This window comes from Acinetobacter sp. (assembly GCF_041919735.1).
GTDB lineage: Bacteria > Pseudomonadota > Gammaproteobacteria > Pseudomonadales > Moraxellaceae > Acinetobacter.
In genome coordinates this window covers 1-25,475 of sequence record NZ_JAYRTF010000023.1, presented here as the reverse complement: position 1 = coordinate 25,475, position 25,475 = coordinate 1, and the positions used below count along the sequence as shown (strand labels likewise).

Annotated in this window: 24 protein-coding genes and 1 tRNA gene; 9 read left to right on the top strand and 16 right to left on the bottom strand. The window is 43.7% G+C overall.

The features are described 5' to 3' along the window. Complete coding sequence (locus tag ACE3T3_RS12850; protein ID WP_374667544.1) at positions 1-1,365, top strand: sensor histidine kinase; 1,365 nt, start codon at positions 1-3, stop codon at positions 1,363-1,365. Between the two features lie 114 nt (positions 1,366-1,479). On the opposite strand, the gene ACE3T3_RS12845 is transcribed toward ACE3T3_RS12850, so the two are convergent. The 12 genes from ACE3T3_RS12845 to paaA all read right to left on the bottom strand — a co-directional run bounded on the left by ACE3T3_RS12845 (position 1,480) and on the right by paaA (position 12,597). After that, positions 1,480-2,082 (bottom strand): gamma carbonic anhydrase family protein, encoded by a 603-nt coding sequence (locus ACE3T3_RS12845; RefSeq protein WP_374667542.1) that lies wholly within the window; start codon positions 2,080-2,082, stop codon positions 1,480-1,482. A gap of 59 nt (positions 2,083-2,141) precedes the next feature. Continuing rightward, positions 2,142-3,083, bottom strand: coding sequence for a phenylacetic acid degradation operon negative regulatory protein PaaX (gene paaX / locus ACE3T3_RS12840; protein WP_374667540.1), 942 nt, complete (start codon positions 3,081-3,083; stop codon positions 2,142-2,144). Positions 3,084-3,148: 65 nt separating this feature from the next. Beyond that, positions 3,149-4,441: a phenylacetate--CoA ligase PaaK gene (gene paaK / locus ACE3T3_RS12835; protein WP_374667538.1), complete on the bottom strand. Its 1,293-nt coding sequence runs from the start codon at positions 4,439-4,441 to the stop codon at positions 3,149-3,151. A gap of 62 nt (positions 4,442-4,503) precedes the next feature. Further along, positions 4,504-5,715: a 3-oxoadipyl-CoA thiolase gene (gene pcaF, locus ACE3T3_RS12830; protein WP_374667536.1), complete on the bottom strand. Its 1,212-nt coding sequence runs from the start codon at positions 5,713-5,715 to the stop codon at positions 4,504-4,506. A 12-nt stretch (positions 5,716-5,727) separates the two neighbouring features. Continuing rightward, positions 5,728-7,281, bottom strand: a complete 1,554-nt coding sequence (locus tag ACE3T3_RS12825; protein WP_374667534.1) for a 3-hydroxyacyl-CoA dehydrogenase — start codon at positions 7,279-7,281, stop codon at positions 5,728-5,730. Positions 7,282-7,284: 3 nt separating this feature from the next. Next, positions 7,285-8,076, bottom strand: coding sequence for a 2-(1,2-epoxy-1,2-dihydrophenyl)acetyl-CoA isomerase PaaG (paaG, locus tag ACE3T3_RS12820; RefSeq protein WP_374667532.1), 792 nt, complete (start codon positions 8,074-8,076; stop codon positions 7,285-7,287). Next, positions 8,076-8,864, bottom strand: a complete 789-nt coding sequence (locus ACE3T3_RS12815) for an enoyl-CoA hydratase-related protein (protein WP_374667530.1) — start codon at positions 8,862-8,864, stop codon at positions 8,076-8,078. Before ACE3T3_RS12815 ends, paaG begins: the two co-directional genes overlap by 1 nt. A 43-nt stretch (positions 8,865-8,907) precedes the next feature. Next, on the bottom strand, positions 8,908-9,966 hold the full coding sequence (paaE, locus tag ACE3T3_RS12810) for a 1,2-phenylacetyl-CoA epoxidase subunit PaaE (protein ID WP_374667528.1): 1,059 nt from the start codon (positions 9,964-9,966) through the stop codon (positions 8,908-8,910). 67 nt (positions 9,967-10,033) lie between these two features. Continuing rightward, positions 10,034-10,534, bottom strand: coding sequence for a 1,2-phenylacetyl-CoA epoxidase subunit PaaD (gene paaD / locus ACE3T3_RS12805; protein WP_374667526.1), 501 nt, complete (start codon positions 10,532-10,534; stop codon positions 10,034-10,036). 28 nt (positions 10,535-10,562) lie between these two features. Beyond that, a complete protein-coding gene (paaC, locus tag ACE3T3_RS12800) occupies positions 10,563-11,318 on the bottom strand; it encodes a 1,2-phenylacetyl-CoA epoxidase subunit PaaC (protein ID WP_374667524.1) in 756 nt (251 codons plus the stop codon). Between the two features lie 18 nt (positions 11,319-11,336). Beyond that, positions 11,337-11,627, bottom strand: a complete 291-nt coding sequence (gene paaB, locus ACE3T3_RS12795; protein WP_374667522.1) for a 1,2-phenylacetyl-CoA epoxidase subunit PaaB — start codon at positions 11,625-11,627, stop codon at positions 11,337-11,339. Between the two features lie 28 nt (positions 11,628-11,655). After that, entirely contained in the window at positions 11,656-12,597 is a 942-nt protein-coding gene (gene paaA, locus ACE3T3_RS12790; RefSeq protein ID WP_374667519.1) for a 1,2-phenylacetyl-CoA epoxidase subunit PaaA, read from the bottom strand. A 261-nt stretch (positions 12,598-12,858) separates the two neighbouring features. On the opposite strand from paaA, the gene paaZ reads away from it, so the two are divergent. The 3 genes from paaZ (at position 12,859) to ACE3T3_RS12775 (ending at position 17,059) form a co-directional block, all read left to right on the top strand. After that, positions 12,859-14,970, top strand: a complete 2,112-nt coding sequence (gene paaZ / locus ACE3T3_RS12785) for a phenylacetic acid degradation bifunctional protein PaaZ (RefSeq protein WP_374667517.1) — start codon at positions 12,859-12,861, stop codon at positions 14,968-14,970. Positions 14,971-15,168: 198 nt separating this feature from the next. Next, a complete protein-coding gene (locus ACE3T3_RS12780) occupies positions 15,169-16,599 on the top strand; it encodes a spinster family MFS transporter (RefSeq protein WP_374667515.1) in 1,431 nt (476 codons plus the stop codon). Between the two features lie 187 nt (positions 16,600-16,786). Then, positions 16,787-17,059, top strand: a complete 273-nt coding sequence (locus tag ACE3T3_RS12775; RefSeq protein ID WP_374667513.1) for a hypothetical protein — start codon at positions 16,787-16,789, stop codon at positions 17,057-17,059. A 180-nt stretch (positions 17,060-17,239) separates the two neighbouring features. Here the strand turns inward: ACE3T3_RS12775 and ACE3T3_RS12770 are convergent. Further along, a tRNA-Ile gene (locus tag ACE3T3_RS12770) sits at positions 17,240-17,316 on the bottom strand. Between the two features lie 801 nt (positions 17,317-18,117). On the opposite strand from ACE3T3_RS12770, the gene ACE3T3_RS12765 reads away from it, so the two are divergent. After that, complete coding sequence (locus ACE3T3_RS12765) at positions 18,118-18,687, top strand: 1-acyl-sn-glycerol-3-phosphate acyltransferase (RefSeq protein WP_374667511.1); 570 nt, start codon at positions 18,118-18,120, stop codon at positions 18,685-18,687. Positions 18,688-18,792: 105 nt separating this feature from the next. Further along, the gene (locus ACE3T3_RS12760; RefSeq protein ID WP_374667509.1) at positions 18,793-19,542 is read left to right on the top strand and encodes a YebC/PmpR family DNA-binding transcriptional regulator; all 750 of its coding nucleotides are present in this window, start codon (positions 18,793-18,795) and stop codon (positions 19,540-19,542) included. Positions 19,543-19,851: 309 nt separating this feature from the next. Here ACE3T3_RS12760 and ACE3T3_RS12755 read toward each other — a convergent pair whose 3' ends face one another. Both ACE3T3_RS12755 and ACE3T3_RS12750 read right to left on the bottom strand, forming a co-directional pair. Beyond that, the gene (locus ACE3T3_RS12755) at positions 19,852-20,322 is read right to left on the bottom strand and encodes an Lrp/AsnC family transcriptional regulator (RefSeq protein WP_374667507.1); all 471 of its coding nucleotides are present in this window, start codon (positions 20,320-20,322) and stop codon (positions 19,852-19,854) included. A gap of 365 nt (positions 20,323-20,687) precedes the next feature. Further along, a complete protein-coding gene (locus tag ACE3T3_RS12750; protein WP_374667505.1) occupies positions 20,688-21,452 on the bottom strand; it encodes a glutathione S-transferase family protein in 765 nt (254 codons plus the stop codon). Positions 21,453-21,701: 249 nt separating this feature from the next. On the opposite strand from ACE3T3_RS12750, the gene ychF reads away from it, so the two are divergent. After that, the gene (ychF, locus tag ACE3T3_RS12745; protein WP_374667503.1) at positions 21,702-22,793 is read left to right on the top strand and encodes a redox-regulated ATPase YchF; all 1,092 of its coding nucleotides are present in this window, start codon (positions 21,702-21,704) and stop codon (positions 22,791-22,793) included. Positions 22,794-23,117: 324 nt separating this feature from the next. Further along, positions 23,118-23,510, top strand: coding sequence for a hypothetical protein (locus ACE3T3_RS12740; protein WP_374667501.1), 393 nt, complete (start codon positions 23,118-23,120; stop codon positions 23,508-23,510). A gap of 130 nt (positions 23,511-23,640) precedes the next feature. Here ACE3T3_RS12740 and ACE3T3_RS12735 read toward each other — a convergent pair whose 3' ends face one another. After that, complete coding sequence (locus tag ACE3T3_RS12735) at positions 23,641-24,174, bottom strand: DUF962 domain-containing protein (protein WP_374667499.1); 534 nt, start codon at positions 24,172-24,174, stop codon at positions 23,641-23,643. Between the two features lie 135 nt (positions 24,175-24,309). Here ACE3T3_RS12735 and ACE3T3_RS12730 point away from each other — a divergent pair, with 135 nt between their 5' ends. After that, positions 24,310-25,011, top strand: coding sequence for a Crp/Fnr family transcriptional regulator (locus ACE3T3_RS12730; protein ID WP_374667497.1), 702 nt, complete (start codon positions 24,310-24,312; stop codon positions 25,009-25,011). Positions 25,012-25,475: the final 464 nt, after the last annotated feature.

The following is a 25,475-nucleotide window of genomic DNA, read 5'->3' as shown; positions in this document are numbered from 1 at the left end:
ATGCAAAAACGCAACAGCCTGAAATGGCGTTTGGTCAGCAGTCTTTTAGCCGTCATGATTTGCCTTTGGAGCATGGTCTTTATCTGGCTGTATATTGATTTGCAAAAACGCCTGCAGGACACTTTAGATCAGCGCCTGCTGGCGTCTGCACAAATGGTGGCTCGGCTGATTCAGCAGCTGCCGATACAAAATCTGAGTGACAACATTTTAAACAAGCAGCATCATGCCGCCGATCCAGAGCAGCTGATTGCCTGTGAGGTGTCATTATTCAGCTCAGATATCCGTATTGGACAGCAAGTTATAGCAAAAACACGCGGGGCACCAGCCGATTTAAGCCAGCAGGCAGCGGGCTTTAGCACGTGGCAGCAGGGAGAAACCGAATGGCGCAGCTATGTCCTGCGCCGCGGCGATATTCAAGTCGTGGCTGCGGAACGCATGTTCTTGCGGGAGTCACTGCTCAAGCAAATTTTACAGTCGGTTCTGATCCCCTTAGTTCTATCGTTGCTGCTGTGCATCGCATTGATTATTTTAATTATTCGCCGTGAGTTTAAAACCTTGGATGACATTTCTATTTTTTTAAGTCAGCCGAATTTATCTTTAACGCACGCTACCCAATATTTATACACTTTAGATGCTGAAAATCTGCCCTCTGAGGTACAGCCCTTTGCCCAAAATTCAAAACTTCTCGTGCATAAGCTGCATCAGAGCTTAGAAAATGAAAAAGTCTTCAGCGCCTATGCGGCGCATGAATTACGCAGTCCGCTGACCGCAATAAAAACCCGTGTGCAATTGGCTCAGCTCATGGCGCAGCAAGATGGCAGCGCAAAATTGCAAAACAGCCTTGATCAAGCCAATCAAAGCATTCGCCGCTATGCCGAATTATTGGAACAATTATTAATGCTGTCCAATACAGATCAGGCCCTTGAGCATCAGTCTGCAAATATAGACGTTGAACCGGTTATCAACAAAGTCATTGCTGATTTAGAACATCTTTATCCAGACGCTGAACAGCGCATTCACATAGAACGGCAAGGTTTGGCGCAGATGCCTTTACCTGAATTTTCCCTGTATACCGTACTGAAAAATATTCTTGAAAATGCCCTGCTGCATGCGCCTGCCGCACAGATTAAGATCCACATGCAGGGACAGCAGTTGGTGATTGCAGATCATGGCAGCACTTTAAGTGCCGATGACATTCAATTTTTGGGACAGCGTTTTTGGCGTAAATCCGCGCAGCAAAAAGGTTATGGTTTGGGCTTGTCTTTAGTCAAAATGATGCTGAGCAAATATGGCTTCGATTTAAGTTTCGAAACCAATTCACCATCAGGCTTGCAAGTAATTATTCGACCCAACCCTGATCCATAAAACGGCTCCGGACTGAGAGTTTAAATTCCAAGTTTTTAGATTTTAAGTTTTTAAATTCTCAATTTTAAAAAAACGCACATATTCAATAAAAACATCTATAGAACTAAAACAGCATTATCCATGATGCGGTTTAGTTTTATGAGCAGATTGAAAATGCTGATGCGTTAAACGCTCAGGAGTACGGGCTGTCAGCGGCTGAACTTCGGCCATGCTATTGATACAGCGGCTGGTCAATTCAATATATTGCTGCGTGCCAAGCGTTTTCCACGCTTTTTCACTTTCACTCAGTTCACGCAGGACACGGGCAGGACTTCCTAAAGCCAGCACATTTGCAGGAATCTGCGCCTTGGCTTTTACCGTACTATTGGCGCCAATAATACTATTTTCGCCAATGTCAGCCTCATCTAAAATAACGCTGTTCATGCCAATTAATACATTTCGGCGAATACGGCAGCCGTGTAAAATCGCGCCATGCCCGATATGGCCATATTCCTCAATCACGGTCACATAATTTGGAAAACCATGAATAATGCACGAGTCCTGCACATTGGCATTTTGATGAACATGGATACCGCCAAAATCAGCCCTTAAAGCCGCAAATGGGCCAATATATGCACCCGCCTCCACAATAACATCCCCAATCAGTACCGCAGTCGGATGCACATAAGCTTGTGGACTGACGACAGGAATAACCCCGTCAATAGCGTAACATGGCATTGTTTCTTCCTTAAAACATGTCTTTAGATTGATCCAAACCCAATGTTTGGGTCATTTATTTATGAACTTAACTCTTCCTGTTTTAATCCGCCAAAACGCTTATAAAAATGTGGATGTGCAGGCGGCATCGAACCCTCTGAAGTTCGAGCAATCTCCATAAAGAACTCTTCGCCTGCATGCACCAACTTTTGATATAGATTGCTGCTTAAATTACGCGCATTTAATGACAGCCAATTCGACGGCAGCAGCTCAAAGGGTAAGTTTGGATCTTTCAGCAAAATACGGCGATATTGATGAATCAGTAAAATACGAATTTGAAAGGCTTGTACTGGATCTAATTCGTCTTCATTTTCAACTAAATATAAGAATTCTCTAAAATCGTTAATGAATTTTTCATAACGCTGATGCAGCTCCTGTATCGGCCAATTGGTTTCAATCATCCGTTTTACCGTCGGATAAGACTCCTGCCATAGCTGCAGCGCTTCAGCTTTAAAAACCACCACCTGATCAGTCATTTTCAGGTTTAAAAGCAAATTCTGCAGTTTTTGATGGTCACAGCCCGGATAGCCCATTACATTGGTTGCAATATTGGCGAAACCCAGCCATTCCAGCTCTTTCTTCAGCAGCATTTTATTTTCAAGTTCAACCGAACTGAGTAACACCAAATCCCACTTTTGATCCCATTCACGATGGCTAAAGCTATAAATTTTCTGATCCGCCATAATAAAGCGCTGGCGGCTGCTTTCAGTCACACGGTAATAGCTTGTTCTGCCGATTTTTTCTGAAATCAGCCAGCCATTTTGTACCAGCCGAAAAACTGCTGTACGGACTGAGCGTTCATTGAAACCAAAAACATCTATCAGCTGAATCAAGCTGGCTAAGCTGATGATGCCGCCGCGATGAAAAATGCAATCACCAAAAACGGTCATAATTAATGATGTACCACTCAGCGCTTCCGTATGAATAAAATCATCAATTACTTGTTTTAATTTCGGATTCATTTCGTTTAACTATTACCTTGTTTGATTTGGGGAATACCTCATCAGACCTATTCCCCCATTGGAGCTTATGCTGATTTACGAATATCAAATACTCGCTGCGCTTTCCCTTCTGAGCGAGGCAAGCTGCCCTCGGGTAAAATTTCGACACAGACGGTAATACCGACCATAGTTTTAATCTGGCTTTTCAGCTGCTTTTCCAACTGATGACCCAAAGTTTGACTAATATCTTTACGCATTTCAGCACGAATATGCAATGTATCCAAATGCCCGTCTTTACATATTTGAATCTGATAATTCGGTACAAGCTGCGGGATATGCAAAATTTGCTCTTCAATTTGTGATGGGAACACATTCACACCGCGGATGATCATCATATCATCACTGCGCCCAAAAATTTTGTCCATACGGCGCATTGTACGCGCAGTCCCTGGCAATAAACGTGTTAAATCGCGAGTGCGGTAACGAATGACCGGCATGCCTTCTTTAGTAATTGTGGTAAAAACCAGTTCACCCAACTCACCATCCGGCAGCACTTCACCTGTTTCAGGATGGATAATTTCAGGATAAAAATGATCTTCCCAAATGGTTAAGCCATCTTTGGTTTCAAGGCATTCCATCGCCACACCTGGCCCCATCACTTCTGACAGGCCATAAATATCCAGTGCATCAATACCAAAGCGTTCCTCAATTTCTTTGCGCATTTCATTGGTCCACGGTTCTGCGCCAAAAACACCGGTTTTAATAGAACTATTTTTGGCTGTACCAAATTTCTGCTCTAAGGCTTCAATAATGTTCAAGCAATATGAAGGCGTCACCATAATGGCTGTAGGTTTAAAATCATGAATCAGCTGAGCTTGACGTTCAGTTTGTCCGCCAGACATGGGAATCACCGTTGCCCCCAAACGCTCTACACCATAATGCGCACCTAAACCGCCCGTAAATAAACCATAGCCATAAGAAACCTGAATGGTATCTTTATCGCTTAAACCGGCGGCACGCAGTGAGCGGGCCATAACATCTGACCACATATTAATGTCATTTTTCGTGTATCCCACAACTGTCGGCTGGCCTGTCGTGCCTGAAGAGGCATGCACACGCAAAATTTGCTCTTGCGGTACGGCAAACATGCCAAATGGATAGCTATCACGCAGATCTTTTTTGGTCGTGAATGGAAACTTCGCCAAGTCATCTAAAGATTTCAAATCATCAGGATGGACTCCTGCTTCATCAAACTTCTGTTTGTACACAGCGCTATTTTGATAAGCATGCTGCAGTGTTTTTTTCATGCGTTCCAATTGCACACTGCGCAGCTCATCCAATGATGCTGTTTCAATTTGTTCCATTGCTTTGTTATTCATATTCTTTCTCCCTGTGCAGTCATCCTGACTGCACTTTTATCTCTATGCTTAGAATAAAATCCTTAGTCCGCATTCTCTAAAATCAATGCCACGCCTTGCCCAACACCGACACACATGGTGCAGAGCGCATATTTCCCTTTACGGCGCTTTAGCTCCTTCATTGCAGTAATCACCAGACGGGTTCCGCTCATGCCTAATGGATGTCCCAAAGCAATTGCGCCGCCATTCGGATTGACACGTTCATCATCATCAGACAAACCCAATTCACGCATCACCGCCAATGACTGAGCGGCAAAAGCCTCATTCAGCTCAATCACATCCATTTGATCTAAGCTCAGCCCTGTTTGCCGCAATATTTTTTGCACTGCGGGAACAGGCCCGATGCCCATATATTTCGCTTCGACACCTGAACTGGCCATCGCAACAACTTTCGCTAAAGGCTTTAAATGATGTGCCTCAGCAAAGCGCTGATTGCCCATCAAAATACAGGCTGCGCCATCATTTACGCCTGAGGCATTCCCTGCTGTCACCGAACCGCCCGCTTTACGAAACGGCGCCTTTAAGGCAGCCAGCGCTTCCAATGTTGTGTCTGCCCGCGGATGTTCATCTGCATCAATGATGACGGTATTTTTCTTAGCATTTTGAATTTCAACAGCTAAAATCTCTTCAGAAAAAATACCCTTTTGCTGTGCAGCCGCTGTTTTTTGCTGGCTTCGATAAGCAAATAAGTCTTGATCTGCCCGGCTGATTTGATATTTTTCAGCCACATTTTCAGCAGTTTCCGGCATGCTGTCGACCCCAAAATTCGCTTTAAACTTAGGGTTGATAAAACGCCAGCCGATCGTGGTATCAAAAATTTCAGGAGCCCGGCTGAATGCGGCCGTCGGCTTAGGCTGGACAAAAGGTGCACGGCTCATCGACTCTACGCCGCCTGCCAAAATAAACTGCGCCTCGCCTGATTTAATTGCACGGGCAGCCAGACCCACAGCATCCAAGCCGGATGCACATAAACGGTTTACGGTGAATGCAGGAACACTATCTGGCAGCCCCGCCAGCAATGCCGCCATGCGGGCCACGTTGCGGTTATCTTCACCGGCTTGATTGGCGCATCCTAAAATAACCTCATCCAAAGCAGACCACGGCAGTTCAGGGTGCTGATTTTTTAAATATTCGATTGGCAATGCAGCCAAATCATCTGCTCGAACACTGCTTAAACCGCCCGCATAACGCCCAATAGGGGTGCGGATGGCATCAAAAATATAAACTGTTTCCATGTTGTTTTCCTTTTAGCCAGCAGCACGTAAATTCGAAATCGGCTGACTTTGCTGCATCCGTCCTAACGCAGCTTTCTTCTTCAAATATATACTAGGTCTATAGCGTTCTTCACCATAAATACGATACATATTTTCAAGATTTTGTAAAATTATGTTATACCCTATTTTATCCGCCCACTCAAATGGTCCTTGCGGATAATTCACGCCATATTTCATTGCTGAATCAATATCTTGTTCGGAAGCAATATTGTGCAGCACAGCTTCGCAGGCTTCATTGACCAGCATTGATATTGTCCGAACCACATAAAGCCCTGCATGATCTCCTGTCCAAATCGGTATCACATTTAAAGCAGCAAATAATTGCTCAACGCTGCGTAGATCTTGTTCTGTACATGCAGGTGAAGCTGTTACAGGAATCGCCTTTGCATTTTCCCAATTGGCATGCCAATCCATCAATACGACTTTTTCATGAGCATGATCAATGACCGCAGACTGACCGAGTGTTAAGCGTAAAGAAACCTCTCCAATCAAGATTTCATCAGGCCCATCTTCAAAACTCAGCTCGACTTGCCCTGATTGCTTGAATTGCTCAATCAGCGCTGCAGAGTGCAGCCATGTACCGCGAACAAGCAGCTTCAATTTCTGCAATGATTTGACATAGCAAACCGGCAATTCATATTTGGGTTGCATCTCTGTTTGGTTGTAATCATAAAAACCTTGCTGAGACTTGCGGCCAAGGCATCCTGCATCCACCAATTCTTTTTGAATCAATGACGGGCGATAGCGCGGTTCATCAAAAAATGCGCGGTAAACACTTTGCGTCACTGAAAAATTGACATCCTGCCCGATCAGATCGGTCAACTCGCACGGTCCCATCGCAAATCCGCCGCATTCGCGCATGATAAAATCAAGCTGCTCCGGCGTGGTGACATTCTCCTGCAGTGCACGAAAAGCTTCGGCATAGTAAGGACGCGCAACGCGGTTCACAATAAAACCGGGCGTTGATTTTGCTGTCACTGGCACTTTTTTCCACCCTGCCATTAAAGCCATCAGCGCATCTGCAACCGCAGCGCTGGTTTTCAGTCCCCGGATAATTTCGACCAGTTTCATTACCGGTGCAGGATTAAAAAAATGCAATCCGACAACACGCTCTGGATGCGGAACTTCCGAAGCAATGGCAGTAATTGAAATTGAAGAAGTATTCGAAGCTAAAATTGTCTCAGTGCTGCAAATTTCTGACAGCTGTTTAAATAACTGCTGTTTAACCTCTTTTTTTTCAACAATCGCTTCGATCACCAGATCCGCTTCTGACAATTGCTGTAAATCTTCAACCACAATTAAATTTTGCAATATCGTCTCAAATAAGGACTGCGGCATTTTGCCTGCATGAACGCGTTTGGTGAGTTGAGCTGAAAGTGCGGTTAATGACTGATATGTTCTGGAGGCATCGACATCAAACACATACGTCGTATGTCCATGCATGGCTGCCAATTGGGCAATCCCCATTCCCATGGTTCCTGCACCGATGACAGCGATTTTTGCTTGCTGCAAATTGATCTGCTGCATGAGTTAGCATCCTTTATATTCTGGTGTACGCTTTTGCATAAAGGCTTGCACGCCCTCACGGTAATCACTTGAACGCCCAGCTAAGCGCTGCAAATCACGCTCTAGAAGCAATTGATCATCCAGATTATTGTCTGCGGCGGCATGAATGGCTTTTTTGATTAAAGACAAGCCATAAGTCGGCTGTTTGGCTAAATGCTCTGCCATTTTTTCAGCTTCAACTTTGAGTGCATCATCTGCAGTCACCTGCCAAATCATGCCAAGCTGTACCGCTCTTTCTGCAGAAATTTTATCGCCCAGCATTGCCAGCCCCATCGCTTGCGCACGGCCAACCAAACGCGGTAAAAACCATGTGCCGCCAGAGTCTGGCACTAGCCCCAAACGGCAAAATGCTTGAATAAATGAAGCTGATTGGGCGGCAATCACAATGTCGCATGCCAAAGCAATATTTGCCCCGGCCCCTGCAGCAACGCCATTCACTGCACAAATCACAGGTTTAGGCATTTCCGTAATCACTTTAATTAACGGGTTGTAATATTTTTCAATGGATAAGCCTAAATCAGGCGCATCGGCATTGGGATCAACCACGCGGTCATTTAAATCCTGCCCTGCACAAAAACCGCGGCCTTCGGCAGAAATAACCACCGCACGAATGGCTTTATCTTTGGCCCATGCTTTCAGTACAGCGGACACTTCTTGGTGCATGACCTCATTAAAACTGTTGAGCTGCTGAGGACGGTTAAACGTTAAATAACCCACTGCATTTTTTTCTTCGACAATAAGCGTTTGGTAATCCATTACACACCTCTAAATTCTGGTTTTCTTTTTTCCAAAAAGGCGCTGATGCCTTCTTGACGATCTTGAGTTGCAGCCAGCCATACAAAATGCTGACGCTCCAGCTTCAAGCCTTGACTTAATGTCACTTCGTGAATTGATTTCAGCGACTGTTTAATCACACGAATCGCAAGCGGCGCTTGTTCTGAAATTTTTTCAGCTAACTCAACCGCATATTGAACCGTTAAAGCGGCTGGGCATATTTGGCTGCTGAGCCCATGGTTTAGCGCTGTCGATGCATCCAGCATTTCGCCGGTCATCGCCCAACGCATCGTTAACTGCTGTCCGACCAATCGAGCCAGACGCTGCGTTCCGCCTGCACCCGGCAGCATGCCTAAGCCAATTTCAGGCAAAGCAAACTGAGCATTGTCTCCTGTGAGCACAATGTCGCCATGCAAGGCAAGCTCAAAGCCAGCGCCAAGCGCATAGCCATTGACAGCCATAATCAACGGCTTAGAAAATTCATCTATGCTTTTCCACAGCTGCGGCCGCTGATCTTGCTGAATGCGGATAACATCCAACTGCGCCAGTTCATTTAAATCTGCACCGGCGGCAAAACATTGCTCATTGCCCGTAATCACCGCTGCTTTAATGACTGGATCGGCATCAAGCTGATGCAGACACGCGCTCAAAGCTTGCAAAGTTGCATTATTTAAAGCATTCCGTTTTTCTGGGCGATTCAGCTCAATCAGCGCTACACCGGTATGGGGAAAACTGATTTTTATATATTCCACATCTGACTTCCTTTTCATGTCTTTGATTGAACTTTTAAAATGGCAGCGCCGTATTTAAAAATTACTCATCAAAGCTTAAGCGCACATTCGCGGTAGTCGGACGCGCCTGACAGCTCAGCACATAGCCTTTTTCAATTTCTTCTGGCTCAAGGCTGTAGTTAATTGCCATCTCAACCTGCCCTTCGAGCACCTTGCATTTACAGGTTGCGCAAACGCCCCCCTTGCATGCATATGGCAAATCTGCACCTGCACGCAAAGCGGCATCTAAAATGCTGTCATCCTGTTTTGAAACTTCAACAATCAACTCACGGCCATCTAAAACAATATTGACCTTCTCTTCACTGCGGCGCTCAATCTGCTGCGCAGTCGCTTTAGGCGCTGTTCCCGTATTAAAGCGCTCTGTATGAATTTTGCTCCGCTCAATGCCTAAAGCCGGCAATACCGTCTCTACCGCATTCATCATCTCTTCAGGGCCGCAAGCAAAACAATGATCTGTCTGGGCATCAATCAAGTGACTTTGAAAAAGCTGCTGCAGTTTTTCAGCATCAATACGGCCATTAAAAATTTCACTGTCATTAAATTCACGAGAGAAAATATTAATAAGCTGCAAACGCTCTTTAAAACGGTCTTTTAAATCCATAATTTGCTCAGCAAACATGGTTTGTTTCCAAGAACGGTTGCCATAGACCAACGTAAACTGCGACTCTGGCTGACGGTTCAGCACCGATTTCACGATGGATAAAATTGGCGTAATACCGCTGCCGGCAGCAAAACCTAAATAATTTTTCCCGCCTAATTTAGACGCTTTTTGAAAAAACACGCCTTGCGGCGGCATCACTTCCAGAACATCGCCAGCTTTTAAATGATCATTGGCCCATGTTGAAAATTGGCCTTGATCAATTTTTTTAATCGCGATACTCATATCTTCTTGCGCATCACTGCAAATTGAATAACAGCGGCGCAGCTCTTCGCCCTCTCTCAGATGACGAATGGTCAGATGCTGACCTGGTTGATACTGAAAGGCATCCAAGTGTTCTAGCGCCAAATCAAATGAAATACAGATTGCTTGGTCAGTTTGAGGCTGAATGGCTTTAATCGTTAACGGTACAAATTGGCTCATGTGAAAATCCTTCTTTCTTTTTTTGACTATGTCTGTTTGACCTCAGTGATTCAAAATGATCAAGGCATTAAATACATTTGAAATAGTCAAAAGGTTCTAAACAGTCTTGGCATTTGTATAAGGCTTTGCATGCTGTAGAACTGAATTCGCTTAATAATTTGGTCTGCACGCTGCGGCAATGCGGGCATTCAATACCATCTGCAAGGGCAACATGCGTACCGCAGCTGTATGATTCACCTTTGGGCGGCGCAATGCCATATTGCTGCAGCTTTTGTTTTCCTGATTCACTCATCCAGTCCGTGGTCCATACTTCAGACAAATCCACCATGACTTGGACAGGAACCAAACCTTTTTGCTCAAAGGCTTGTGCAATTTCCGCTTTTAATAGATCTGTGGCTGGGCAGCCGCTGTATGTCGGTGTGAGGCGTACAACAATTTCGTCTTGCGCATTCAGCTCTACACCACGGATCATGCCCAAATCAAGTACAGACAAAACCGGAATTTCTGGATCAGAAATCTGCGCTAAAACGTCCCAACACTCATCAGTTACCTGCCGAATTAAATTCATACAAATCACTCCCTGTGATGCAGCTGAATTACCATGTCATATTTGGATAAGAACGCTGCATATATTGCAGTTCAGCCAAAATAAAACCGAGATGTTCTGTATGCAGCCCTTGTTTCGCACCGCTGCGGTAAGCACCATCTTCCGGCAGGCTCAATTGCATCCTGCTTAGTTCAGCTTCTACTGTTTCCAGCCATTTAGCTTTTAAAATATCGAGCTGCGGAATCAAACCAGCTTCTACCAGCAGCTGCTCATCTGCGGTAAGCGCATAGAGTTCTTCGGTAAAACGCCAAAGCTGATTCACTCCAGTCTGCGTTTTTTCATGCGCTTCAGCAGTTCCTAAACTTAAACGCTCCATCCATGCCGTCGAAAAGCGCAAATGGTATTTCACCTCTTTCAAACTTTTGGTCGCAAATGCAGACAGAGGTGCATACTGACTATTGCTCAGCGCCGCAAAAAGCAACGCATGGTAATGATCCATCAACCACTGACGCACGATCGTTTGAGCAAAGTCACCATTTGGCTGTTCACACAGCAATAAATTTCGATATTCACGCTCTGTACGAAAATACGCTAATTTATCTTCATCACGTCCTAAGCCTTCAACTTCGCCGGCCAGACTCAATGCTGTACGTGCCTGCCCCAGTAAATCCAAACCAATATTGGCCAAAGCAATATCCAGTTCAAGTTCTGGCGCATGTCCGCACCATTCAGCCAAACGATGTGACAAGATCAGCTGACTATCCGCCACATGTAACAGGAATTGTGTAAATGCTGTATTGCTCATAATGTTCCGCTCCTTGCTTTACATGTGCTCAATGCCATTTGGAATATGATAAAACGTTGGATGACGGTAGACCTTGTCTAAAGACGGGTCAAAAAACTCTGGTTTTTCATCAGGTTGAGAAGATGTAATTAACTCAGACTTCACTACCCAAATACTGATCCCCTCATTGCGGCGGGTATAGACATCACGTGCATTCTGCAAAGCAATTTCATCATCTGGCGCGCGCAAACTGCCCACATGACGGTGGCTTAAACCTTGTTTGCTGCGCACAAATACTTCATACAACGACCAATTATTCTTGTGATTCATGACCATATTTCCCTTATGTTCTAATGTGTTATGCTACTTTTTGAGCGGTTTGCTGTGATTGTTTCTGCGCATAAACCGCAGCCGAATCACGCACCCATTTCCCGCCTTCCCAAGCTTTGCGGCGCGCTTCAATACGTTCATGATTGCAAGGGCCTTTGCCTGCAATCACAGCAAAAAACTCGTCCCAATTCACTTCACCAAATTCATAGTGGCCAGTTTCTTCATTCAGCTTTAAATGCTCATCTGGAACAGTCAGTCCGAGCTGGTGAACTTGAGAAACTGTGTTATCGACAAATTTTTGACGCAATGCATCATTGCTGAATAATTTAATTTTCCAGGCCATGCTTTGCGCGCTATTTGGTGAATGCTCATCGCTTGGTCCGAACATCATCAGTGCCGGCCACCAGAAACGATTGACTGCATCCTGCGCCAATTGCTTTTGCTCTGGCGTACCATTTGCCAGCTCCATCATGGCTTCAAAACCTTGACGCTGATGGAAGCTTTCTTCTTTACAAATACGGACCATCGCCCGTGCATATGGACCGTAAGATGTCCGGCACAATGCGACCTGATTGACAATTGCAGCGCCATCCACCAGCCAGCCAATCGCCGCTACATCTGCCCAGCTCAACGTTGGATAATTGAAAATAGATGAATATTTCATGCGCCCTGCAATCAGCTTATCCATCATGTCATCACGGTCAGCGCCTAATGTTTCTGCTGCGCTATATAAATACAGCGCATGACCAGCTTCATCCTGCACTTTGGCCAAAAGCACGGCCTTACGCTTTAAAGATGGCGCACGCGTAATCCAGTTGCCCTCTGGCAGCATGCCTACAACTTCAGAATGTGCATGCTGCCCAATCTGACGAATTAAAGTTTTACGGTAAGCGTCTGGCATCCAGTCCTTCGGCTCGATTGAAATATCCGTTTCAATTTTTTGTTCAAATACTTGTTTCTGCTGATCCATGATTCCCTCACTTATCCCAAGTGTTGATACATTCAAATTAAAACGATACAGATTTAAAATCAATATATATTTTCAGGTATCATTTATTTTAAAACACCAAAATAACATAAAATGTTGTTTATTAATGTTTTATATTTTTATTATTTTTACTTAGATTATTTTTAGCACGAATTTCGATTGACTTTTTTCTTTTTTAGACACAAATTATGAAACATCAAAACAAATAAATATTTTAATTCGTATCATAAAAGGAGTTTTACGATGCTCGAGCTAGAAAATAGCGACTCAGCTGCACAGCATTCTGCAGATTCAACGATTGCTGCGGCCGCGCTTAAAACCTTAAGCTCGCTGGTATACGGTCAGCAGTTTGCCGCTCAACAGCAGTTACGCACGGTCTATCATGCAATTTCAGGCGACGCCATCTATCAAGTCGGCAGCCACGGCATTGATACTCAAGCAGTTGTTGAATATGCCAAGCAAAAAGGCGCAGTGATGGCGGCATGGACATTTCATCAGCGCGCCAATGCCCTGAAGCAAGTAGCGCAATACTTGATGGAACGTAAAGAAGAATTTTACGCATTGGCGCAAGCGACAGGATGTACACGTAAAGATGCTTGGATTGATATTGAGGGCGGTATTGGCACTTTATATGCCTATTCAAGTTTAGTCCGCCGAGAACTCAGTGATGAAACGGCTTGGGTTGAAGACGCATGGATTCCGCTGTCCAAACAAGGGAATTTTGGCGCAAAACATATTCTGAGCCCTAAAGCGGGTGTTGCAGTACATATCAACGCATTTAACTTTCCAATTTGGGGCATGCTTGAAAAAATTGCCCCGACACTTTTGGCTGGCGTGCCATGCATTGTAAAACCGGCGACTGAGGGCGCAGAACTTACCCATGCAGTTGTAAAAGCAATGCATGAAAGCGGTTTTCTGCCAGAAGGCTCATTGCAGTTAATCTGCGGCCAAATTTATGATTTATTTGATCATTTAAATGCTCAAGATACTGTAACCTTTACAGGATCGGCAGCAACAGGCCAGCAGCTTCGCGCCCACCCTCACCTTAATGCTCACTCTATTCCATTCAGCATGGAAGCCGACTCGGTGAACAGCGCCATTTTAACTGAACAAGCCAATGATGAAACCATTGACCTTTTTGTTCGTGAAATTTTCCGCGAAATGACCACCAAAGCCGGACAAAAATGTACGGCGATTCGACGCGCTTTTGTCCCCGCCGCGCTTTTAGATACTGTACAAGAGCGTTTGCTGGCTAAATTGCAAAAAGTAATCGTTGGTTCTCCTGAACAAGACCATGTCACCATGGGCGCTTTGGCCAGTGTGAAGCAAAAGCATGACGTGGCGGTTAAAGTTGAACTGTTAAGCCAGGACGCTGAGATTGTTTATGGCAGCCACTTGCGCAAAGATGTTGAGATTCAAGCCTCAAATTTAGAAAAAGCCGCGTTTTATCCGCCAACCGTTTTACGCTGCAATAACCCGAAAGACGCTGCAAATATTCATCGTGTAGAAGCCTTTGGCCCTGTTATCACGCTCATGCCCTATATAGATTTAGCTGAACTTGCAGATTTGACTGCACGCGGTGAAGGCAGTCTGGTCGCATCAATTGTTCGAAACGTAGATGACAATATTGAAGGCTTATTGGCTAAAATTGCACCTTGGCATGGCCGTGTTCATATTTTAGACAGTGAAAGCGCTAAAGAAAGTACAGGTCATGGCTCACCGCTTCCGCATCTGGTACATGGCGGCCCTGGCCGTGCAGGCGGCGGAGAAGAACTTGGCGGATTACGTGCTGTGAAACACTATATGCAGCGCACTGCAATTCAGGGTTCGCCGAATGTGATGACTCAAGTCGGACACAGCTGGACAGCTGGCGCCCAAGTATTTGAAGACCGTGTTCATCCATTCAAAAAATCATTTGATGAGCTTCGTATCGGTGAGCGCCTGCTGACTGCAAGACGCACTGTCACCGAAGCGGATATTGTGCATTTCGGCTGTCTAAGCGGTGATCATTTTTATGCCCACATGGACAAAATCGCGGCAGCTGAGTCTTTATTTGGCGAACGTGTCGCACATGGCTACTTCATTGTTTCTGCAGCGGCGGGTTTATTTGTAGATGCCGCAGCTGGCCCTGTCATTGCAAATTACGGCATGGACAATTTACGCTTTGTGGAACCTGTGAAAATTGGCGATACCATCCAAGTGGAGCTGACTTGCAAGCAAAAGACCCCTAAATTACAGCGTGATCCTGAACAAAAACCGCATGGTGTTGTGGTCTGGGATATTAAAGTAAAAAATCAGCGCAATGAGCTGGTTGCAACTTACGATATTTTGACCCTTGTTGAACGCGAACTGTAATGCAAAAACAGTCACTTAACAAAAAAGGAATCAAAATGATTCCTTTTTTTATTTTTTAAAACTTATTTGTATCTTTTTCTGCATTTTTCATTGACGGAAGCATTATTAGGCCATAGATTAAACAAGGACGATACAAAATAAAAATAATAAAATATTAGAAGTATCAAATTATTTAACACGATCAGCACAGGAAGCTGCATGATGAATGATAAGTCGCTAGACATAGAAACGGCTGAAGGGAATGCTCAGCCAACTCACTTAAACTTTGAATCAAGCTCCCCGAGCACTCCGGTTCAAACAAACGCTTTCGAGCAAAGAAGCGCCTATCAATGGTATGTCGTGATTATTTGTATGGCAGCGTACATTCTGTCATTTGTAGACCGGCAAATTTTATCGCTTATGATTGAACCCATTAAACATGATTTAATGCTCAGTGATACGCAGTTCAGCCTGCTGCAAGGTTTAGCATTTTCATTATTTTATGCTTTTATGGGGGTTCCAATTGCTGCTTTGGCGGATAAAAAATCACGGATTAAAATTATTTCAGCGGGCATTGCCTTCTGGAGTTTTGCAACAGCCGCTTGCGGTCTAAGTAAAAATTTTATTCAAATGTTCTTGGCCCGTTTAGGTGTTGGAGCGGGTGAAGCAGCACTATCCCCTGCATTTTATTCCATTGTTGCAGACCTATTTCCTAAAGATAAATTAGGGCGCGCATTAGGGGTTTATGCGATTGGCGCATTTATTGGCTCTGGCCTTGCCTTTTTAATTGGCGGTTATGTTATTGGCTTACTCAAAGATGTCAATTTTGTTGTGCTGCCGGTAATTGGTGAAATTAGAACATGGCAGTTAACCTTTATGATTGTGGGTTTACCAGGAGTTTTATTGGCTTTGCTTATGATTCTGACGGTACGTGAACCAAAACGTAAAGGATTGAAAGTCGGTCAAGATGGCCAAATCGTAAAAGCTTCATTTAAAAACTCAGTCGCTTTTCTTAAAACCCATAAAAAGACCTTCTTCTGCCATTTTATTGGTTTTTCATTTTATACCATGATGCTGTATTCATTATTAGGATGGGCTCCGGCATTTTATATGCGAAACCATGGCCTAGATGCCAGTCAAACCGGTTACATTCTTGGCATTATCATCTTAGTTGCAAATACAGCTGGAGCATTGTTCTGCGGCTGGCTCATCGACTTTTTCTCAAAACGCGGCTATAGCGATGCAGCAATTCGCACCGGCATGATTGGCTGTGCTGCTCTTATTGTTCCGAGCGTTCTTTTTACTCAAGTTGAAAGCATGCAGCTATCATTTGCCTTAATTTTTGTCGCAATGTTCTTCTCTACCTTTCCAATTCCTGCGTCTGCAGCAGCAACGCAAATGCTTACTCCGAATCAATTGCGCGCTCAGGTTTCTGCAAAGTTTCTGTTAACTTCGAACTTAATCGCACTGGGTATCGGTACAACAGCGGTTGCTCTGATTACCGACAAGTATTTTGAAAATACGGTGATGGTTGGAAACTCTATTTCCATTGTAAATGCTGTTGCTGGTGTACTGGGCGTGTTTTTACTTTATAAAGGCTGTCAGTATTACCGTGACAGCATGAAAGCTGAGAATTTAAGTGAAAACTGATCTCTCTATGAGATTTTAACGAAAACTCTATTTAAGCCAATGATTGCATCCTATGAATCATTGGCTTTTTTAATAACAGCATAGACCCGCGCATAAAGCGCTTAAATGCTTTCTAATCTTTCTAATACTTTACACTTTGCTTACATACATATATTCCCAATAAAACCGCGAATATACTGGACTGGTAATGGATACAAATAAGTACCCTGAAGGTCTGCAAACATATTACAAAGACAACCACACAATCGATGTACAGCAGAATCAGGTCATTATTTTAGACATGTACGGTGCAGACAGCGGCAGAGGCTCTGGTGAGCGTTTAAAAGTAAAGCATACGAATACTGCTGAAGAAGTTGTTACTTTCAATCTTGATGTTGGAGTTAAAGGCCAAGGCTGGAAAAATGGAGGCAACTCAGGTACTGACGGCGGAATTGGTTTTGTTATCGTTACTACGAGTTAAATAAAGCTTTCTGCACTATCTGGAAAATCGTTAGATAGTGCAGAAGAACTGCAAAACATCAGTGCAAAATAAACCGAAAATTTACAAAAAAATTTAATTTTTTGTACCTACATAGTGCTTACATGGAATCAGACATTAAAAAACCGCTTAGGGTTAATGCACCTAAGCGGTTGTTTTATATGGTGGGCCCACACAGACTTGAACTGTGGACCAACGGATTATGAGTCCGCTGCTCTAACCAACTGAGCTATAGGCCCTATAAGCTGAAATTGTTATATATCAACAAGTTCAGGCGCAGAGAATACTATCGGAGATTATTTCAAAACACAAGCCTTTTTCATGCCGCTTGCACACTAAGGCAACAATTCAAGCCGCGCCTTCAACGGCCAAAATTTCAGCAAAGAATAAACATGACCGTATAAGGTTAAAATTTCGAGACCGCCGCAAAGAAGAACTTAAAAATTGCAGACCTTTCACTTTCCGCTACACTTGTTCAGTATAGGTATTTATTGATCGTTATTAAATCTTAAAAAACTGATAAATAAAAGATGAATGAATCGAAACTTTTATTTATAAAAGCTTTAAATTTCACATGATTGAAATATCAAAGCTTTGGATTCAGTCAAATTGCTCGATTTTCTTCGACTCTGTATGAAATTCAACCAAAGACCAAAGTACAACAAGCGCAAAAATTACAGATGCAAACAGAAAAGCAGTAATGTAAGTCATTCTTTCCAGTCTCCAAGGACAATTCACTTGAATAAAATTCACAGCTCAATATTTAAGCCTACGACAAAAGTCTAATAAGATTTCCGCTTGATGAACAGTCAAAAAAGATCTTTATTTATAATTTTTTTATATCAATTAATATTTATTTTATATCAATATATTTTTATTTATCGTATCTAAGTCTAAGTTGAATCCATTTACTGCAATCTTTTCCTAACCAATACAACTGTATTTTATTTGTCAGCTCATGCCATTTTTCTATTGACTGAACCTCAAAACAGGCAGAAATTAACGCACACTGTTTTATAGACACACTTTGACTTTTTATTATGCTGAAAAAACTGATTGGCGAAACCTCATTCAAATTGGCTGGCTGGACCTATGAGGTTAAGCCAGATATCCTTGAAAATAAGCAAGTCATTGTAGGCTTTGAACACACCTCCATGATGGATGCTGTACTGTCGCTTGCCCTGTTCCAAATTTATGACATCAAAATTCACACTCTGATTAAAAAGGAATTATTCAAAGGGCCGCTCAAGCCTATCTTAAATGCGATTGGCGGCATTCCTGTTGACCGCAAAGCCAATAAAGATATTGTTTCGCAAATGGTTGAGCATTTTGAAAGCAATGAAAAATTCAATTTAGTGATTGCCCCGGAAGCGACCCGCGCAGAACGCGGTGAAGCGCGCAAGGCGATCCGTACAGGCTTTTGGCATATCGCCAAAGCAGCCGGTGTGCCGATTGTTTTAATGTATGCCAACTCTAAAACCAAGCAAGGCGGAATCTTCGGCAAAATCTATCCCACCGAGCTGGATGATGACCTGGCATTGCTAAAAAAACTGTATAAAGAAAATGTCGGTTTGGATATTGTCATTCCTGAACCGAAAAATCAGGCATGATTGTCTAAAAACTCGAAAGCTAGCCCTTTATCAAAAAAAAGGGCTTATGGTAGAATTTGCACAATCTGATAGGCATAAGGCCAATCTACAAGGAGCATATTTCGCATGGCGGGTCATTCCAAGTGGGCTAATACTAAGCATCGTAAAGCAAAACAAGATGCGAGCCGCGCTAAAGTATTCACAAAATTCATTCGTGAAATCGTTACAGCTGCCCGCTTAGGCGGCGGTGATGTTGCGTCAAACCCGCGTTTACGTGCTGTCGTCGAGAAAGCATTGGTCGCAAACATGACACGTGACACCATCAACCGTGCAATTCAGCGCGGTGTAGGCGGTGAAGAAAATGCTGATTTAAAAGAAGTCACTTACGAAGGTTATGGCGTTGGCGGCGTTGCTGTCATCATTGAAACAATGACTGACAACTTGAACCGTACCGTTCCTGATGTCCGCCACTGCTTCTCTAAAACTGACGGCAACTTAGGCACTGCCGGTTCAGTGGCTTACATGTTTACTAAACGCGGTGAAATTACTTTTGAAGATGTTTCTTTAGAAGACAAAATCATGGACATCGCTTTAGAAGCTGGCGCTGAAGACATCGAAGTGGATGAAGATGAAATTCTGGTCATCACCACTCCTGAAACTTTTGGTGAAGTTCAAGATGCACTGACCGCTGCTGGCTTAAAATCTGACAATGCTGAAGTAGTGATGAACCCTTCAACCAAAGCGTTGATTTCAGATGTTGATCAAGCGAAAAAAATCGTAAAAATGATTGATATGTTTGAAGATCTTGATGATGTTCAAAACGTGTACACCAACGTGGAATTCACAGAAGAAGTTTTAGCTCAGCTTGATGACTAAACTCTATTCTGCATAAAAAAACGCGCCCTTGAGCGCGTTTTTTTATGCCATGATTTCCAATATGACTGTCTTTATTTTGAATGAGCTTGCTACAGGCCTGAGTGCAGCATACTGAATCAAGCAGACTGAGATTTGAGTAAGAACTAGGCGTCACTCAAAAATATCCAAACCGCCGTTCATATCAATAGCCGTCAGCGGATTTAAACAAATTTGCATTCTGTACATATCATCCATCACTTAAACCCATCTACACCCTATCTAATATTCAGACCAAGGTTGCGATTGCGCAGCATGCTCTGCTGAACGTCCTTAGGCTTTGCTCAGCAGGCCCGTACAGTTAAATACATTATATTCCTTAATGACAAAGCTGGAATGCAGCGCAACCACATGTTCAATTTTACCAATACGCTTGAGCAGCACATCACTGTAATTTTCCATATCTTTAGCCACGACTTCCACGATAAAATCAGCCGACTGCCCTGTCACCAAAAAAGCGCTGATGACTTCTGGGATATTTTCCAATTCGGCTAAAAATTTTGCAAAGGTATCGGTGTCATGCTTGCTGAGCGACACTTGCAGCAGCACATGCAGGCTAAAGCCCAGCTTCTGATAATTCAATTCACGCTTCAGGCTGGAAATCACGCCAGCATCAATCAGATGCTTAATCCGTCGGTGAACAGAACTGACCGAAAGATTAATGCGCTCAGACAGCTCGTTCAGATTCAAATCTTCGTGGGTTAATATTTCCAGCAGCTGCTTATCAAAGCGGTCTAATTCCATTTTATCTCCCAAACTGCACAATGCCGGCTTTTGTTTCAGCCACGCATGCGCTCAATGCCGATGAACTGCCATTTTTAATTTTTCAAATGAAGATGGTCGATTCAAATTTTTCTTAAAACACGTTTGCCAGACTGCAGATTATTTTCATGTTCTATTTATATATAAAAAAATTACGCATGTTTTGCAAATATTTTCGAATAATTTTCTCCAACACTTGCCCACGCCTCCTGCTGTGATTTGCGCAAAGCATGACAAGCCTAGTCAGACCATGCTTTTTCGACCCTGCAAAACCCTTTAAAGCATTTTGCGTGCGTGCATGCTGCACATTAAAAAAAACGCACCGAAATGCGTTTTTTATTTCCCGATCAAACACCGCGCCAATCCACTCTGGAATTACGCTCAGTCTGATAAATCCGCAGCACATACTGACCCAAAGGCAAATCGGTTAAATACGCTTTATAGGCTTTAAAATCATCGGACAAATTTTCAGAAGATTCTTTTTCCCATGGCGTGCCCGCAATTTCCAAAATCGGCGCCAGCATTGAGCACACAGCAATATCCGCCAAACCCAAACGGTCGCCGACAAAATAACGGCAGCCATGCTGTATCAATCGCGCATTCAGCTCTTCAATGATGCCGTGCATCAGCGCTTTAGACTGATCCACTTTTTCCGAATCCAGCTGGTAGCCTTTAGAAACCAAAGCTTTCAGCAGCGGTTTCGAGTATTTTTCAAATTGGCGCAAATAGCCTTTCTCGCCAATCAATATATCCAGTGATTCATCATTTTCTTTCAAAACATGCGACAGCGCCCAGCGCCGCACATGACGGCCCAATTCTGAAGACAAATCATTAATTTCCAGCGCTTGCTGCCGCAGATCCACATCTGCACGGAGCAAAGCATGTTCTGGATAGTGTTCATCCAGATACAAGGCAATCTGCGTAGAATCCGCAATCCATTGTTCTCCATCACGCAAAATAGGCAATTTATTCTGCCCGGTTTTCAACTGCGCAAATGCGCGATGCACGCCCGGCATCAAATTATGAGCGGTATACTCCAGTTCTTTATAATCCAGCAGCCAGCGCGCCTTCTCACAAAAATGCGATAATGGAAACTGGTATAACGTACGCATAAATGCTCCAAATTTATTGTTTTACTTTACTCAGCATTGCTGAGTATTTTAGCTGGATACTTTAGTCACACCCTTTTAGAAAAACAATGTGCTTTTTACCCAAAATTAAATCTTTGCATGTTATTGCAGTATACACATTCCGGACAATCCGCTTCGTCAGTTTAAGCGCGCATCCAAGCCATGACTTTGCCATGGCTTTCATGTAAAATCATCGGCAATTTTTATATATAACACTGTGTGAGTTATTTCATGGGTTTTAATTGCGGTATTGTCGGCTTGCCGAACGTTGGTAAATCTACACTTTTCAATGCTTTAACTAAAGCTGCTATTGCTGCTGAAAACTTCCCGTTCTGTACGATTGAGCCAAACACAGGCATCGTTCCTGTTCCGGATCAGCGTTTAGACAAACTCACTGCAATTGTTAAACCGCAGCGCGTCCTGCCGACAACGATGGAATTTGTCGATATTGCCGGCTTGGTTGCAGGCGCATCAAAAGGCGAAGGCTTAGGCAACCAATTCCTTGCCAACATTCGCGAAACAGATGCCATTGCACATGTTGTGCGCTGCTTTGAAGATGAAAACGTGATTCACGTAAATGGCAAAATTGATCCGCTGGACGATATTGCCACCATCAATACAGAACTGGCGCTGGCAGATTTAGAAACCGTCACTAAAGCCGTGACCCGTTTAGCAAAATCTGCAAAAGGCGGTGACAAAGACGCTATTGCAACTAAAGCCGTTTTAGACAAAATTCTGCCATTGCTAGACGAAGGCAAGCCTGCCCGCGCTGCAGATTTAGACGACGATGAGCGTAAATTGGTCCGCGGTTTCGGTTTAATGACTTTAAAGCCAACCATGTACATCGCCAACGTTGCAGAAGACGGTTTTGAAAATAACCCGCATCTTGAAGCCGTTAAAAAATTGGCTGCCGAAGAAAATGCGATTGTGGTGCCGCTGTGCAACCAAATCGAAGCGGAAATTTCATTGCTTGAAGATGAAGACCGCGCAGAATTCCTAGAAGCTTTAGGCATGGAAGAACCTGGCCTGAACGTTGTGATCCGCGCAGGTTACGGCTTGCTTGGCCTGCAAACTTACTTTACTGCCGGCGTGCAGGAAGTCCGCGCATGGACGGTGAAAATTGGCGCAACAGCTCCGCAAGCGGCTGGCGTCATTCACACTGACTTTGAAAAAGGCTTTATCCGTGCAGAATGCGTAGCTTATGATGACTTTGTTCAATACAACGGCGAAGCAGGCGCGAAAGAAGCTGGCAAATGGCGTTTAGAAGGCAAAACGTACATCGTTCAAGACGGTGATGTGCTGCACTTCCGCTTTAACGTATAAGCTGAAATTTTTAATTCAAGCTTGAGCAATGGCTTGTAAAATGATACAAGCCCATAAAATAAAGCTCCGGACATCCGGAGCTTTATTTTTTTCAGCGGTTTTATTGGCTGTGATTTATCGAGGCTTAAAATTACAGTACAGAATCATGAAGCCAGCCTTAAGCTTAAAAACATAAAACAAAGCCACAAAACTCTACAGCTTTTCACCTACACAGTTGCTGCTTAACTTTTTTCGATACTCATCTATCTTAGTAAATAGGCGCTAAGCCTTCCTACACCTCATTATAGATAATCAATTAAATTCGCGTTTTACGGAGTCAAAGAAATGAAGAAAATCAGCACTCTATTCGCAGCAGGTATGTTCAGCTTACTCAGCGCCACTGCATTTGCCTGCCCGCAAGGCACCACATTAACCGGCGGCACAGGCCCGAACCATAAAGGCGGCAAATGTGTAGCGGCAGCAACCGTTAAACACCAAGCCCAAATGACCAAAAATGAAGCCGGCCAGGCTCAGCAGCATGCAGCTAAAGCCAAACATGAAGCGGTAAAAGCTGAACAGCACCGGACAGCAGCGATGCAAAAAGATGTCAAACAGGCTTCACATGAACAAGCCAAAGCAGCCGCTGAAACCAACGCCGCAAAACATGAAGCAGCCAAAGCTAAAACCGCTGCCGCTCATGCCAAAATGGATGCACAGCATACCCCTGCGAAACCTTAAATTTTCTAGCCTAAAAAGCCGGTCATCAGCCGGCTTTTTTACGCATGCTGTTTTATAATTGATGCGCATATTACTTCAAATAGTTACTAACTTACTTTTAATAAGCCAGTATATTTGAGTTTGCTTGAACTTAAATATGCTGTACTTGCTTGGCATCCATCATTGCACGCTGCTTGCGCGCTTCTTGCAGCATGCGCTGCTCAATCTCTTTTCTAAAGCCCAGCATAAAGACCATTTCAGCCAATACAAATAATGGGCCTATCGCCAAGCCAATGACATCATCAAAGAAAGCCGGTTTTTTCTTTTCATAAAAATGGCCAATAAACTGAATCACCCAGCCCGCCACAAAAATGCCAATGCTTGCGCCCAGCCACGCCGCCATGCCCCATTGAGCAATCATATGCGCCAGCGGATAAGACACTGCAAAGATGAGCAGCATCAGCAGGCCAAAGATTTTATCCAGGCTTAAATAATAGATTACGGTCATGATAATAATCACCAGCGCCAATGTAATTTCATATCCAGAAACCATCACGCCAGCTCGGGCCGTTAAGCACATAATGGAAAACACAATCAGCGGAATGCCAACAAAATGCGTTGCGATATTTTTGTGATCCAGATGGTAAGCTGCATATTGGCTCAGCAGCTGTTCGAGTTTAGTCATAGTCATGCATCCTTGTATCCGTTATGCTTTCACGCGATATAATGACTATATAAGAAAGCGCAGCCGCAAGTTGTCGCGCAGACGACAAATGCAGCCCGGACAGCTGCAGCTCAATTGAAAATTGGAATTTCATCTATGCTTGACCCACAATATCTGCCGCATTTGAACAACAATTATTGGTATGCCCAGCTGAACCCAGACTTTCAGCGCTATATTTTAGAACATGCGCATTTACAGCAAGCGCGGAAAGACCAGCACATTTTCCTCTCAGGCGATGCTTTTGACGGCATCTATGCGGTTTTAGAAGGCGCCGTCCGCTTAGGCTATATTGATATCCACGGCAAAGAAGCGGTCGCCGCCATTGCAGAACCTATTATGTGGTTTGGAGAAATTTCACTGGTCGATCAACAGCCCCGCTCCCATGACGCCATCGCCATGCAGAAATCCACGATTCTGCATCTGCCTTGCGCCAGCATTCAGCCGCTGCTGCAAGATCATCCGCAGTTTTGGTTTCATATTGCGCAGCTGACCAGCCAGAAACTACGTTTTGCATTTTTAGAACTGATTTCCATCCAAACGCAGAGCATAACCCAACGTTTAGCGCAGCGCCTGCTGTTTATTTTAAATGGCTATGGCAATCATATTGAAATTGAACAGCACTGCATTCATTTGTCGCAGGAGCAATTGGCGCAGCTGCTGGTCTGCTCACGGCAAACGGTCAATCAGGAATTGCAGGAATTAGAAAAACGCGGAGTGCTGAAATTAGCTTTTCGGAAAATTGAAATTTTAGATGCCGCGCTGCTGCATCAAATTGCGCATGCTTGGCCTCAAGCTTAACGCCACATTTGACACTAGGCCGATGTGCAATTTCAGTGCAGTCGTATGCGCTATTTTAGAACATTTTATTTTTTTGATTTACAGCGGTGCAGCTTTAGGATTTAGCAGAATGTTTTGCTTTGATGCTTCAAGACAATAATTGGCAAACATTCACGCTGTCTACACCATTGGTGCATGATGCAACTTCATGCGAACTGGATTCTGATTCTGCATTAGTGCTGGCTTGAACATTCATTACCGCAGTTAAACATGCGGCCGTGAATAACATCATGCATACTTTTTTCATCTTCATCACCTCTTGATCTTTGTAAATTGACAGCTGCGAAATACTTATTTCAAGGTAATTTTCACACAATTTATCAAATAGCGATAATTCACATTTTTTATCATGTTATTGAATTTTTATATTATTGATTGTTTTAAGGTATTAAAAAATAAAATTATTGATTTATGAAATAAAAAAA